This window comes from Klebsiella sp. JB_Kp031, assembly GCF_040064295.1.
Lineage (GTDB): Bacteria > Pseudomonadota > Gammaproteobacteria > Enterobacterales > Enterobacteriaceae > Klebsiella > Klebsiella quasipneumoniae.
The window spans coordinates 266,014-279,863 of the sequence record NZ_JBEAJW010000039.1; the positions used below are offsets into that span (position 1 = coordinate 266,014).

Genomic DNA, 13,850 nt, shown 5'->3' on the forward strand with positions numbered 1-13,850 from the left:
CTATACCACGCTTACTCCTGGTCGCCCAGCAGTACCGATTCCAGCGCGATTTTAATCATGTCGTTGAACGTGGTCTGACGCTCCGCGGCAGTGGTCTGCTCGTGGGTACGAATATGGTCAGACACGGTGCAGATGGTCAGCGCTTTCGCCCCGAACTCCGCCGCCACGCCGTAGATACCCGCCGCTTCCATTTCCACGCCCAGGATGCCGTATTTTTCCATCACGTCGAACATGGACGGGTCCGGGGTATAGAACAGGTCTGCGGAGAAGATGTTGCCGACGCGCGCGTCAACGCCCAACGCTTTCGCCGCGTCTACCGCGTTACGCACCATGCCGAAATCGGCAATCGCCGCGAAGTCATGGTCTTTAAAACGCAGACGGTTCACTTTGGAGTCGGTGCAAGCGCCCATGCCGATCACCACGTCGCGCAGTTTGACGTCTTCGCGCACTGCGCCGCAGGAGCCAACGCGGATGATTTTCTTAACGCCGAAATCGGTGATCAGCTCTTTGGTGTAGATAGAGCAGGACGGGATACCCATCCCGTGGCCCATTACGGAGATTTTGCGGCCTTTATAGGTGCCGGTGAAGCCCAGCATGCCGCGCACGTTATTCACTTCACGCACGTCTTCGAGGAAGGTTTCGGCAATGTGCTTGGCGCGCAGCGGGTCGCCCGGCATCAAAACTACGTCAGCGAAATCGCCCATTTCTGCGTTAATGTGAGGAGTTGCCATCTTCAGTTCCTTTTATATTGTTGTTTTTGCCGGGTGGCGGCTACGCCTTACCCGGCCTACAAAATAGTAGGCCCGGATCGCTGTGCGCCACCGGGCAATGACCTCAGAACATGGCTTTGCCATATTCCATGTCAGACGTACCAAAGTATTTCGCGATAGTCTGGCCGATGTCCGCGAAGGTTTCACGGTGACCGAGCGAACCTGGTTTCACTTTCGGGCCGTACACCAGCACCGGAATATGCTCGCGGGTGTGGTCGGTACCGGTCCAGGTCGGGTCGCAGCCGTGGTCGGCGGTGAGGATCAGAATGTCGTCTTCCCCTACCAGCTCCATCAGCTCCGGCAGACGACGGTCGAACAGTTCCAGACCCGCCGCGTAGCCGGCGACATCGCGACGGTGGCCCCAGGAGGAGTCAAAGTCGACGAAGTTGGTGAAGACGATAGTCTCGTCGCCAGCTTCCTTCATCTCTTTAATGGTTGCGTCGAACAGCGCGTCCAGCCCGGTGGCTTTCACTTTTTTGGTGATGCCGCAGTTGGCGTAGATATCCGCTATCTTACCGACAGACACCACGTGGCCGTTCTTCTCGTCAACCAGCTTCTGCAGCACGGTCGGCGCCGGCGGTTCGACCGCCAGATCGTGACGGTTGCCAGTACGCTGGAAGTTACCGGCTTTATCGCCGATAAACGGACGGGCGATGACGCGGCCAATGTTGTAGCCGCCTTCGGTCAGCTCTTCACGAGCGATTTCGCACAGCTCATACAGTTTGTCGAGGCCAAAGGTCTCTTCATGACAGGCGATCTGGAATACGGAGTCAGCGGAGGTATAGAAAATCGGTTTCCCGGTTTTCATATGCTCTTCGCCGAGCTGATCGAGGATCACCGTCCCCGAAGAGTGGCAATTGCCGAGGTAGCCCGGCAGGTTGGCGCGTTTCACCAGCTTATCCAGCAGCTCCTGCGGGAAGCTGTTTTCGTGATCGCTGAAGTAGCCCCAGTCAAACAGTACCGGCACGCCAGCGATTTCCCAGTGGCCGGACGGCGTATCTTTACCAGAAGAGAGTTCATGCGCCCAGGCATAGGCGCCAATCACTTCGGCATTGCCATCCATTCCGGCGGCAATTTTACCGGTGGAGCCTTCATGCGCTTTCACCAGCCCCAGACGGGTCAGGTTCGGTAAATTCAGCGGGCCTTTGCGGCCGTGGTCAGCTTCGCCTTTGGCGCAGGCTTCCGCAATGTGGCCCAGCGTATCGGCGCCGACGTCGCCAAAGCGGTCTGCGTCTTCCGTTGCGCCAATCCCAAAGGAGTCCAGCACCATGATAAATGCACGTTTCATCTTGTTCTCCATACATCTTGCGCTGCAAAAAAGCGATCAGATCAGTATATCGCTATTCAGTGATACGGCGATAGACTGTCGGTGTAATTTCCGGAGCTTTATCGTCCAGTTTAATGGCCGCTTTGACCGCTTTCGCGGCCTCCTGCCAGCTGTTCTCGTCTTTGGCATGGATCATCGCCAGCGGACGCTGTCCGTCCACGCGGTCACCCAGACGCGCCATCTCGGTAAAGCCAACGCTATAGTCAATGGTGTCTGATGCCTGACGGCGGCCGCCGCCCATAGAAACCACTGCCATGCCCAGCGCGCGAGTGTCCATCGCGCTGATAAAACCTTCGGTATCAGCATAGACTGCTTTGCTCAGCATCGCCGTCGGCAGATAATGATCATAATTCTCGACAAAGTCGCTCGGTCCTTTCTGCGCCGCGACCATGCGACCAAAGACTTCCGCTGCTTTACCGTTATCCAGCACCGCCTGCAGCTTCGCGCGCGCATCGGTATCGTCCGCCGCCAGCTTGCCGGAAATCAGCATCTCCACACACAGCGCCATCGTCACGTCGAACAGGCGTGGGTTGCGGTATTCGCCGGTCAGGAACTGAACCGCTTCGCGAACTTCAACGGCGTTCCCGGCGCTGGAGGCCAGCACCTGGTTCATATCGGTCAGCAGCGCGGTGGTGCGCACGCCGGCGCCGTTGGCGACCCCGACGATCGCTTCCGCCAGCGCGGCGGAAAGCTCATAAGTCGGCATAAACGCGCCGCTGCCGACTTTAACGTCCATCACCAGCGCATCCAGCCCTTCCGCCAGCTTTTTGGCAAGGATCGAGGCGGTGATCAGCGGGATGGAGTCCACCGTCGCGGTAATATCGCGGGTGGCATAGAAACGTTTGTCCGCCGGAGCGAGGGAGCTGGTCTGCCCGATAATCGCCACGCCGACATCTTTAATAATCTCGCGGAAGCGGTTGTCGTCCGGGAAGATATCGAAGCCCGGGATGGCTTCCAGTTTATCCAGGGTACCGCCGGTATGGCCGAGGCCGCGGCCGGAAATCATCGGCACATAGCCGCCGCAGGCGGCCACCATCGGCCCCAGCATCAGCGAAGTGACATCCCCGACGCCGCCGGTGGAGTGTTTATCGACGATGGGGCCGTTAAGGTTGAGGCTTTTCCAGTCCAGAACGGTACCGGAATCCCGCATCGCCATGGTCAGCGAAACGCGCTCCGGCATAGACATATCATGGAAGAAGATGGTCATCGCCAGCGCGGCGATCTGCCCTTCTGAGATAGTATTGTCGCGGATGCCGTTGATGAAAAAGCGGATCTCTTCATCGCTTAATGCCTGACCATCACGTTTTTTACGAATAATTTCTTGTGCGAGAAACACGGTAACCCCCATGAGGAATCGGGTGAATGGTGGCGGGTGGCGCTACGCTTACCCGCCCTACGATCCTGTAGGCCGGATAAGTGAAGCCTCATCCGGCAATGTCTGACAATCAGTAGCTGCTGGTGCTCTTGCCGTCGCCGTGACCCAAGGCTTTCAACAGGCTGGCCAGCAGGCTGGAGGCGCCAAAGCGGTAGTGACGAGCATCGGCCCAGTCGGCGCCAAACAGCTCATCGGCGATCGCCAGGAACTGCTGCGCATCTTCCGCGCTGCGCACGCCGCCCGCCGGTTTGAAGCCAACGGTTTTCTCAACGCCCATATCACGAATGACTTCCATCATGATGCGCGCGCTTTCTGGCGTGGCATTCACCGGCACTTTACCGGTCGAGGTTTTGATGAAATCGGCCCCGGCTTTGATAGAGATTTCAGACGCTTTACGGATCAGCGCTTCTTCTTTCAGCTCACCGGTTTCGATGATCACTTTCAGCAGCACGTTGGCCGCCGCGCAGGCCTCTTTACAGGCTTTCACCAGCTCGAAGCCGACCTGTTCGTTACCGGCAATCAGCGCGCGGTACGGGAAAACCACGTCCACTTCATCAGCACCGTAAGCGATCGCCGCGCGGGTTTCCGCCAGAGCAATGTCGATATCGTCATTACCGTGCGGGAAGTTGGTGACCGTGGCGATGCGGATATCCGGCGTTCCCTGCTCGTTCAGCGTCTTACGGGCAATCGGGATGAAGCGCGGATAGATACAGACCGCCGCGGTGTTACCCACCGGGGTTTTCGCCTGATGACACAGGGCAATCACCTTCTCATTGGTGTCGTCGTCGTTCAGGGTGGTCAGGTCCATCAGTTTTAACGCGCGCAGGCTGCTTGCTTTTAAATCAGTCATTTCATACTCCGCCGGCGCAGTGCCGGTTCAATAGTTTGTTCACCTTGCGAGTCTGTTACTATTGTAACATTCACTCGCTGTTACACTTCGACATTCATCACAGTTAATGAAAACTACTTACTAATTTGCATTACTGTAATGTGATTTTAATCACGAAACATCGGTGCATACCGCGACAATTATCATCACGCCCCTCTTAAGCATAATCAAAACTCTGCAACCAATGGGGATGTGACAATTCTAACACATAATAACAGCGCCACTCGACAACGTGGCGCACATTTTGTCCGTACTGCCGGTGATAAAATGATTATCATTTGAAATGTAAATGGTTTTTCTGAAAACCAGAAATGATGGAATTTTCACAAACTCAATAAAACCAGCGACGCGACGGCCGCTGGTTCAGGTAACAGGTTTAGAGGGCGAGGAAAACCCCGGCGATGGTGGCGCTCATCAGGTTAGACAGCGTCCCCGCCGCCACCGCACGCAGCCCAAGCTGGGCGATATCCTGACGCCGGTTGGGTGCCATCCCCCCGAGGCCGCCAATCAGGATGGCGATCGATGACAGATTGGCGAATCCGCATAGCGCGAAAGAGATAATGGCTTTGGTGTGATCTGAAATGACCTGCAGCCCGGCCGCCGCCACCTCAGCGTCCGCCTTCAGATACTCGCCAAAGTTCATATAGGCCACGAACTCGTTAATGATCAGCTTCTGGCCGATAAACGACCCCGCTACCGTCGCTTCGTGCCACGGCACGCCGATCACCCACGCCAGCGGTGAGAAGACCCAGCCGAGGATCATCTGCAGCGACAGCTCCGGATGGTTAAACCAGCCGCCGAGGCCGGACAGAATGCCGTTCAGCAGAGCGATCAGCGCAATAAACGCCAGCAGCATCGCGCCGACGTTGAGCGCCAGCTGCATACCAGACGCGGCGCCGGAGGCGGCGGCGTCCAGCACGTTGGCCGGTTTATCCGCATCCGCGCTCTGGCGGTCATGAGCTGGGTTATCGTCCGGTTTCTCCGTTTCCGGTACGATAATTTTGGCAAACAGCAGTCCACCCGGCGCCGCCATAAACGACGCGGCAATCAGGTACTCCAGCGGAACGCCCATCTGCGCATAGCCCGCCAGCACGGAACCCGCCACCGAGGCCAGGCCGCCGCACATGACCGCAAACAGCTCCGAGCGGGTCATGGTGGCGATATAAGGACGCACCACCAGCGGCGCTTCGGTCTGACCAACGAAGATGTTCGCCGTGGCCGACAGCGACTCGGTACGCGAGGTCTTCAGAACCGCCCGCAGCGCGCCGCCGAGAATGCGAATGACCAGCTGCATAATGCCAAGGTAGTAAAGCACGGCAATCAGCGACGAGAAGAAAACGATCACCGGCAGCACGCGCAGGGCAAAGACGAAGCCGCCGCCGCCAAATACCTCGAACATTTTATCGGAAACCAGCCCGCCGAAGATGAAACTAATCCCTTCATTGCCGTAGGCAATAACGCTGGCGACGCCGTTCGACATCGCTAACAGCGCCGAGCGCCCGGCCGGTACATACAATATTAACGCGCCGATACCCACCTGGATTATCCAGGCGCCGAGCACGGTACGCAGGTTAATGGCTTTTCGATTATTGGAGAGCAGCACAGCAATGGCCAACAGCGCCACCATGCCGATAAGTCCCATGAGGATTTGCATACAGATTCCCTGTGTTTTGATAGTCCAGCACTAACGGCGTGATTATATCGGCCCGAAACTATCCTGCCCGCCTGGCTTCACACATTTTAAGCAAATCAATGATATGGATGGACAATTATGAGAATTCGATCACCATACAGTGGCTGAGGGTAAGGAAAACAAGGCGAGTGTGTTGCGCATTATCCCTTCGGCTATGGCTGCCGGAGGCTCAGGGCGCAGTTCGCACAGGGCCTCAAATACCCGCGCAGCTTGCTCCGGGCGATTGGGCAGTCCCTGAAAGCCATTGAGCGGCATATCCGGGGCATCGGTCTCCAGCAGCAGGGCTGAAAGCGGCAGACGCGCCATCACCTCGCGGGTTTTGCTGGCGCGGGGATAGGTAATGGTGCCGCCAACGCCGATCTTATAGCCAAGCTGCACAAAGCGCTCGGCCTGCTGCAGACTGCCGGCGAAGCCATGTACCACCCCGGTACGCGGCAGGGCATGTTTTTTCAGCAGCATCGCCAGCTTATCGTGGGTGCGTCGGGAGTGGAGAATCACCGGCAGATCGTAACGCTTCGCCAGACGCAGCTGCGCTTCCAGCAGCGCCTGCTGACGATCGAACTGCGGCTCGTCGCGATAGAGATCGAGACCAATCTCCCCCACCGCCACCAGTTTTGGCGGGCGCTGCGCCAGCGACGCCTCCAGTTGCGCCAGCCCCTCATCGGTATGCTGCTCAATGACAATCGGATGCAGGCCCAGCGCGGCATACAGCGCCTCGTGCTGCGCCGCCAGCGCCAGCACGCGGCTAAAACGCTCAGCGGAGATGGCCGGAACGATAATTCGCCCGACGCCGGCCTGCGCCGCACGCGCCAGGCTGGCGACCTCATCTTCCGCGAAGGGGGGAAAATCGAAGTGGCAGTGGGTATCGATAAAACGGTGCGTCACGCCAGATCCTCATGATTAAAGCTTGCGTCATTGGCCTGCGGCGCAGCGATGATGGTCGCCTGCGGCGCTTCATTGGCCACCGGCACCGGCGGCACCACCACCGGCGAGGGCCGGGCAACACGCGGCGCGTGGCGCAACAGCGGCGGCCGGTCGGCCAGCAGTTTACCCACGGTGGCCAGGAAATAACGGCCGCACTGGCGTCCGGTTTTGTAGTCCTCCAGCAGCGCCGGCAGTCGGCTGCCAAGCGCCATGCTGCGCAGCGGCCGCTGGGGATAGATTTCGAAGATCCGCAGCTTACCGGGCGGTTTCTCGATGAACTGCTGGATGGCGCGATAGGTGGTTTCGTGATGATGCACCAGATTGACCAGCGGCTGCAGGCTGCTCTCCCCCAGCCAGCGCTCCATCCGCTTAAACCACTCCGGGGTATAAAACATCTGCGAGGGGACGGTGCGGATCACCACGATGGTCTGAGCGCCGCGGCGGGCCGCCTCCTGAACCGGGATCGCATCGCTGACGCCGCCGTCAAGGTAGCTGACGCCGTCAAGCAATACGCCGCTGCGATAAAATCCAGGGATGGCGCTGGAGGCGCGGATCAGATCCAGCCAGGTTTGCGGCGTTGGTGAAAAATAGCTGGCGGAGTAATCGTCGCCGCGACAGGCGCACATCCACAGCTCTTTTCCCTGCGCGAACTGCGTTTCAGCATAGTTCATGGCCAGCGGCATCTGCTGCGAGGTGGCCTCGACCAGCCAGTCGAGATCGATAAGGTTGCCGCCGCGCACAAAGCGCATCGGATCGAAAAACTGGCGTGAGGTGGTGTAGCGGGTGATGACTTTGCGGGCATAGCCTTGCTGATTACACATGTAGGCGGAGAGGTTTTGCGCCCCCGCGGAAGTCCCCAGCATCAGGTCAAAGGGGTTAAATCCGGCGCGCATGAATTCGTCCAGAACCCCGGCGGTGAAAATCCCTCGCTGTCCCCCGCCTTCACACACCAGCGCCAGCTTGCCTGGTCGGAAGGGTTTAACCGCCAGCGGGGCGATATTGCCCAGCGTGACGGGAATGCGTTGCCCCACCCTGCTTTCCTGTTCGATTGGTCTTCTCCTGACAAGGTAACGCAATTTGCCCGCCGCTTAAACCGCGAAAGCCAGTCCGCAGGACTGGCTTTGTGTAAGACGACGTGTCAGTAAAAATGCTCAGGCTTCAGCATCGCCCGCATCGCGGGCCACCTAAGGACGTCTGCGTCCAGTAAACAGGCTCACCAGGAACAGGATAATCCCGACGACAAAGACGATTTTCGCGGCGCCAGCGGCAGTACCCGCCAGACCACCGAAGCCCAGGGCCGCAGCAATTAATGCAATGACCAGAAAAATAATTCCCCATCGAAACATACTTTTCTCCTTACCATAATGGACGGTGAACAGCGGTTTGCGCACCCTTTCTGTCTAGCTCATCGCTCAGTGGATGCTGCTATTCGTTCGGCAACCTTGGCCAGACAACACTTTTGTTAATAACTCGATTTACTTCACGCTAAGATCGTTGCGGACGCTTTTCACACCGGAGACCGCTTTCGCAATCTCTGCGGCGCGCTCAGCCTGCGCAGCGGAAGCCACCGTACCGGTCAGATGCACGGCGCCGGCGTTAGTTTCTACTTTCACATTGCGCGAAGGGACAATGTCATCCGCCAGCAGCTTGGCTTTCACTTCGCTGGTAATAGCGGTATCCCCGGCATAGCCTTTCAGCGTCGCCGTCTCGCTCGACGATTTGTGCTGCACCGTCAGTTTGTCGTTAACCTGAGAGACGCCTTCGACCGCTTTTGCCACGCTCAGCGCCTGACTTTTCTGTTCAGCACTGGTGACGTCGCCGCTGAGGGTGACCACTTTGTTTTCCGTTTTCACCGAAATATCGCCGGAGTTAATATCCTTATGGTCGATCAGCGCCGCCTTTACCCGCGCGGTAATGGTGCTGTCGTCCATAAAATCGCCGACTTTATTAATCGAATTGTCTACCGCCTCTCCCGCATTGCTGGCAGCTGACTTCGCACTGTCTACCGTTGTTTTTTCCGTCTCTGCCGAGGCGTTCAACGCGGCTAAGCCTAAGAAGAGCGCCAGCAACATATTGGCATTCTTTAGTCTGGTCATCGTGATGTCCTCGTTTTTTCACCAGCGCTGGCGTCTTATCGCAGTGAATTACGCCAGCATTTTTAAAAACACGAATTAAATATAGTAGACAGGCGAAGGGGTTGCGGAGGATATGGATAAAAAACAGACGAATTAGCGGCGTTTTAAGAACTTTCCAGAAGGAAGGAAGCGCGGGCAGAAGAAGAAAAAAGCGCGGCCTGCGCCGCGCTTCGTCAGGGATTAGTGCTCGCGCGTTTTGCGGAACACCACGTCAGGATAACGCTCCTGCGTCAGGTTCAGGTTGACCATCGTCGGAGCGATGTAGGTCAGGTTATCGCCGCCATCCAGTGCCAGCTGAACTTCGTTTTTGCGCTTGAACTCTTCGAATTTCTTCACGTCAGTGGATTCAACCCAGCGCGCGGTGGCCACGTTGACCGATTCGTAAATCGCTTCCACGTTGTATTCGCTTTTCAGGCGCGCCACGACGACGTCAAACTGCAGCACCCCCACGGCGCCGACGATCAGATCGTTATTGGCGATCGGACGGAAGACCTGCACCGCGCCCTCTTCAGAGAGCTGAACCAGCCCTTTCAGCAGCTGTTTCTGCTTCAGCGGATCCTTCAGGCGAATACGACGGAACAGTTCCGGTGCGAAGTTCGGAATACCGGTGAACTTCATCATCTCGCCCTGGGTGAAGGTATCGCCAATCTGAATGGTGCCGTGGTTATGCAGGCCGATAATATCCCCAGGATAGGCTTCCTCGACGTGTGAACGGTCGCCGGCCATAAAGGTCAGCGCGTCGGAGATCACCACGTCTTTACCGATGCGCACCTGACGCAGCTTCATGCCTTTCTCATATTTACCGGACACCACGCGCATGAAAGCCACGCGGTCGCGGTGTTTCGGGTCCATATTGGCCTGAATTTTAAACACGAAGCCAGTGAACTTCTCTTCCGTGGCGTTGACTTCACGGGTGTCGGTGTTACGCGGCATCGGCGCCGGCGCCCACTCCACCAGGCCATCCAGCATATGGTCAACGCCGAAGTTACCTAATGCGGTCCCGAAGAACACTGGGGTGATTTCCCCGGCCAGGAACAGATCTTTATCGAACTCGTTCGACGCGCCCTGCACCAGCTCCAGCTCGTCACGCAGCTGCTGCGCGAGATCTTCCCCCACCGCCGCGTCAAGATCCGGGTTGTTGAGCCCCTTCACGATGCGCACTTCCTGGATGGTATGGCCTTTACCGGTCTGATACAGGTAGGTTTCATCTTTGTAGAGATGATAGACGCCCTTGAACAACTTACCGCAGCCGATAGGCCAGGTAATCGGCGCGCAGCCAATTTTCAGCTCGTTCTCGACTTCATCCAGCAGCTCCATCGGATCGCGGATATCACGGTCGAGTTTGTTCATAAAAGTGAGGATCGGCGTATCGCGCAGACGGGTGACTTCCATCAGCTTACGGGTCCGATCTTCGACGCCTTTTGCCGCGTCAATCACCATCAGGCAGCAGTCCACCGCCGTCAGGGTACGGTAGGTATCTTCGGAGAAGTCTTCGTGCCCCGGGGTATCCAGCAGGTTCACCAGACAGTCATGATACGGGAACTGCATTACCGAGGTGGTGATCGAGATACCACGCTGCTTTTCCATCTCCATCCAGTCGGATTTCGCGTGCTGGCTGGAGCCACGGCCTTTTACGGTACCGGCGGTCTGAATCGCCTGTCCGAACAGCAGCACCTTTTCGGTGATGGTGGTCTTACCGGCATCCGGGTGAGAGATAATGGCAAAAGTGCGGCGTTTGGCCACCTCTTGCAGATAAGGAGACAACGTCATAATTAATCTTCTAAGTAAACGCGGCCATGGGCCACGCATGTGGAATACGAAAAATTGCGGCTATTTTACCCATCAACGGGGGGGAGGCAATCAGTGTTTACACAGGAGCTGCTCCAGTTCGCTTAACGAGGTCACCGTCCAGTCCGGCTCGAGGTCCGCCGGCAGCTCGCGCTGATGCGCATTGAGCCAGCAGGTCGCCAGTCCGGCGTTCACGCCGCCGCGAATATCCGACTCGGCGGTATCGCCGACCATCAGCACCCGCGAGCGCGGTGGGTTACCCGCCTTCGCCAGCGCGTAATCGAAAATGCGCGCGTCCGGTTTAGCGACGCCCACTTCTTCAGAAATAATTAGCAAATCAAAGTGATCGCGTAAACCGGTCCGCTCCAGACGAGTCTGCTGCAGCGAGGTAAAGCCGTTGGTGATGATGCCCATTTTGACCTTGCCCTGCAGCGCGTTGAGCAGAGAGACCGCACCCGGCAGCGGCGCACAGATTTCCGCCATCGCATTCATAAACGCGTCGTTGAGCTCCCCCGGCGGCACATTCAAACGTTGCGCCCAGTTGTCAAAACGCTGGTGCTGCAGCTGCAGCGAGGTGATGGCGCCGTTTTGGTAATCCACCCATAGCGGCTTATTCACGGCCTGATAGTCCTGAAAATCTTCGGCGGTAAAGGTCACGCTGTAGTCGAGAAACATCCGCTGTAAGCCGCTGAAAGAATCAAACGTAAACAGCGTTTCATCGGCATCAAAGAAAATCCAGTCCCATTTCATCGTATCACCTTGTCTTACATACTGATTGGCAGAGCCATAACAATGGCGTCTTCGCGCCCGTCGGCCGTCGGGTAGTAGTTGCGGCGAATCGTCGCTTCATTGAAGCCTAAGCTTTCATACAGCGCGAGGGCGGCAACGTTGGAGGCGCGCACCTCCAGCCATAGCGTGACGACGCCGAGCTTTTCGACTTCATCAATGACATGTTCCAGCAGCGCTCGCCCCAGGCCACGGCGCTGGTAAGCGGGATCGACAGCGATATTGAACAGCGTCGCCTCATCCAGCACCACTTGCGTAATGGCGAAAGCCGCCATTTCGCCATCCACCGACAGCTGATAGTTGCGATAGCGTTCCCCCTGGTTACTGGCCAGGGTCTGTTCGCTCCACGGGAAAGCGTGGGCGCGGGTTTCGATTTGCCAGGCTCGGGTTAAATCAGCCGTGCTGAGGGTAGAAATCGTGTTCATGTGCGCAGATTTGTTGCCAGAGCGCCCTGCGAGCCGGCGCGCTGGTCTGGAGTTCATCAAAAGCGGGGGTGGACACCTGGGCGCCCGCCAGCGGCAGCGACGCCTCTGTGCCCAACCGCCAGCTGTTACAGCGGCTGTCCTGCGGCAGCATCGCCACCCGCTCCGGGGTCAGCTGCAGGACCTGATCTGGCGTTACGGCCAGCGCGCGCAATACGTCGCCAATCAGCGGCTCTGTCAGCGACGGCGGGGTTTCCGCCACCATCACCAGACGAATATGTTCAGGAAGCGAGATAGCGATTTCGCCCTGTAACGCCCCCGGTCGGCGCAGCGACCACTGGGTAATGCCCAGCTGCTGTAGTTGCCAGTCTCGTCGGGATGTCATAGCGAAACACTCCTGTTAAACAAGCGCGCAATATAGCAAATCCGTCGTATCTGCGCCAACAAACTACTATAATCGGCGCCAGTCTTAATGAAGGAGTGTTTCATGTCCGCTTTTACCCCGGCAAGTGAAGTCTTGCTGCGCCACAGTGATGATTTCGAGTCCGCCCGCGTTCTGTTTGCCGGTGACCTGCAGGATGACCTGCCTGCGCGTCTGGATACCGCGGCCAGCCGCGCCCACACCCAGCAGTTCCACCACTGGCAGGTCCTCAGCCGCCAGATGGGTGACACCGTCCGTTTTAGCTTAGTGGCTGAGGCGGCTGACGTCGCCGAGTGCGACACCCTGATCTACTACTGGCCAAAGAACAAACCAGAGGCGCAGTTCCAGCTGATGAACCTGCTCTCTCTGCTGCCGGTGGGAAGCGACATTTTCGTCGTCGGTGAAAACCGCAGCGGCGTCCGCAGCGCGGAGCAGATGCTGGCTGAATACGCGCCATTAAACAAAGTGGATAGCGCTCGCCGCTGTGGCCTCTATCATGGCCGTCTGGAAAAGCAGCCCGCCTTCGACGCCGAAGCTTTCTGGGGCGAATACACACTGGATAATCTGACGATTAAAACCCTACCGGGCGTCTTCAGCCGCGACGGTCTGGACGTCGGCAGCCAGCTGCTGCTCTCCACCCTCGAGCCGCATACCAAAGGGAAAGTGCTGGACGTCGGCTGCGGCGCGGGTGTGCTGGCCGCCGCGCTGGCCAGCCATTCGCCGAAAGTGCGCCTCACCCTGTGCGACGTCAGCGCCCCGGCGGTTGAAGCCAGCCGCGCGACGCTTGCCGCCAACGGCCTGGCTGGCGATGTGTTTGCCAGCAACGTCTTCTCCGAGGTCAATGGTCGCTTCGACATGATCATCTCCAACCCGCCATTCCATGACGGCCTGCAGACCAGCCTCGAAGCCGCCCAGGCGCTGATCCGCGGCGCGGTTCGCCATCTCAACAGCGGCGGCGAGCTGCGCATTGTCGCCAACGCCTTCCTGCCGTATCCGCAGGTGCTGGATGAGACGTTCGGCTTCCATGAGGTGATCGCCCAGACCGGACGTTTTAAGGTCTATCGCACCATCATGACCCGTCAGGCGAAAAAATAATCGTCTTTTCACGCCGGCGGCCCGCTCCTGGTGCCGCTGGCGCTTCCCGCGGGCAAATCCGCCCATTTTTGCAGCAATCGATACAACCTGCATAATTAACTATTGACGTGTCGCCGAAAACCACTAGAATGCGCCTCCGTGGTAACGATACTTTCATAGTGTCGATGGTATGCGAAGGTGGCGGAATTGGTAGACGCGCTAGCTTCAGGTGTTAGTGTCCTTACG

General features: G+C 57.9%; 14 protein-coding genes. 1 reads left to right on the top strand and 13 read right to left on the bottom strand.

Annotation, left to right across the window (positions count from 1 at the left end; all coding sequences use genetic code 11):
• Positions 1-11 precede the first annotated feature (11 nt).
• From deoD to ABLV64_RS19820, 13 genes are all read right to left on the bottom strand, one after another.
• On the bottom strand, positions 12-731 hold the full coding sequence (deoD, locus tag ABLV64_RS19760; protein ID WP_004886539.1) for a purine-nucleoside phosphorylase: 720 nt from the start codon (positions 729-731) through the stop codon (positions 12-14).
• A gap of 103 nt (positions 732-834) precedes the next feature.
• Positions 835-2,058: a phosphopentomutase gene (deoB, locus tag ABLV64_RS19765; RefSeq protein ID WP_004886536.1), complete on the bottom strand. Its 1,224-nt coding sequence runs from the start codon at positions 2,056-2,058 to the stop codon at positions 835-837.
• Positions 2,059-2,110: 52 nt separating this feature from the next.
• The gene (gene deoA, locus ABLV64_RS19770; protein WP_032455525.1) at positions 2,111-3,433 is read right to left on the bottom strand and encodes a thymidine phosphorylase; all 1,323 of its coding nucleotides are present in this window, start codon (positions 3,431-3,433) and stop codon (positions 2,111-2,113) included.
• 109 nt (positions 3,434-3,542) lie between these two features.
• A complete protein-coding gene (gene deoC / locus ABLV64_RS19775) occupies positions 3,543-4,322 on the bottom strand; it encodes a deoxyribose-phosphate aldolase (RefSeq protein ID WP_017901231.1) in 780 nt (259 codons plus the stop codon).
• 415 nt (positions 4,323-4,737) lie between these two features.
• Positions 4,738-6,015, bottom strand: coding sequence for a NupC/NupG family nucleoside CNT transporter (locus tag ABLV64_RS19780; protein WP_004886527.1), 1,278 nt, complete (start codon positions 6,013-6,015; stop codon positions 4,738-4,740).
• Positions 6,016-6,144: 129 nt separating this feature from the next.
• Positions 6,145-6,939: a metal-dependent hydrolase gene (locus ABLV64_RS19785; protein WP_017901233.1), complete on the bottom strand. Its 795-nt coding sequence runs from the start codon at positions 6,937-6,939 to the stop codon at positions 6,145-6,147.
• Positions 6,936-8,009: a patatin family protein gene (locus ABLV64_RS19790; RefSeq protein WP_004886521.1), complete on the bottom strand. Its 1,074-nt coding sequence runs from the start codon at positions 8,007-8,009 to the stop codon at positions 6,936-6,938. The genes ABLV64_RS19785 and ABLV64_RS19790 overlap by 4 nt, the downstream gene beginning before the upstream one ends.
• A 153-nt stretch (positions 8,010-8,162) precedes the next feature.
• On the bottom strand, positions 8,163-8,324 hold the full coding sequence (locus ABLV64_RS19795; RefSeq protein WP_002887716.1) for a DUF1328 family protein: 162 nt from the start codon (positions 8,322-8,324) through the stop codon (positions 8,163-8,165).
• Positions 8,325-8,453: 129 nt separating this feature from the next.
• On the bottom strand, positions 8,454-9,074 hold the full coding sequence (gene osmY, locus ABLV64_RS19800) for a molecular chaperone OsmY (protein ID WP_017901234.1): 621 nt from the start codon (positions 9,072-9,074) through the stop codon (positions 8,454-8,456).
• Between the two features lie 219 nt (positions 9,075-9,293).
• Positions 9,294-10,883 (bottom strand): peptide chain release factor 3, encoded by a 1,590-nt coding sequence (gene prfC, locus ABLV64_RS19805; RefSeq protein WP_004886513.1) that lies wholly within the window; start codon positions 10,881-10,883, stop codon positions 9,294-9,296.
• A gap of 90 nt (positions 10,884-10,973) precedes the next feature.
• Positions 10,974-11,651 carry a pyrimidine 5'-nucleotidase gene (gene yjjG / locus ABLV64_RS19810; protein ID WP_004886511.1) on the bottom strand — a complete coding sequence of 226 codons (678 nt, stop codon included), beginning with the start codon at positions 11,649-11,651 and terminating at the stop codon, positions 10,974-10,976.
• A 14-nt stretch (positions 11,652-11,665) separates the two neighbouring features.
• Positions 11,666-12,112 (bottom strand): ribosomal protein S18-alanine N-acetyltransferase, encoded by a 447-nt coding sequence (gene rimI, locus ABLV64_RS19815; protein ID WP_004886508.1) that lies wholly within the window; start codon positions 12,110-12,112, stop codon positions 11,666-11,668.
• Positions 12,081-12,494, bottom strand: a complete 414-nt coding sequence (locus ABLV64_RS19820) for a DNA polymerase III subunit psi (protein ID WP_004886506.1) — start codon at positions 12,492-12,494, stop codon at positions 12,081-12,083. The genes rimI and ABLV64_RS19820 overlap by 32 nt, the downstream gene beginning before the upstream one ends.
• A gap of 102 nt (positions 12,495-12,596) precedes the next feature.
• Between ABLV64_RS19820 and rsmC the strand changes: the two genes are divergently transcribed.
• Positions 12,597-13,625 carry a 16S rRNA (guanine(1207)-N(2))-methyltransferase RsmC gene (rsmC, locus tag ABLV64_RS19825; RefSeq protein ID WP_032455519.1) on the top strand — a complete coding sequence of 343 codons (1,029 nt, stop codon included), beginning with the start codon at positions 12,597-12,599 and terminating at the stop codon, positions 13,623-13,625.
• Positions 13,626-13,850: the final 225 nt, after the last annotated feature.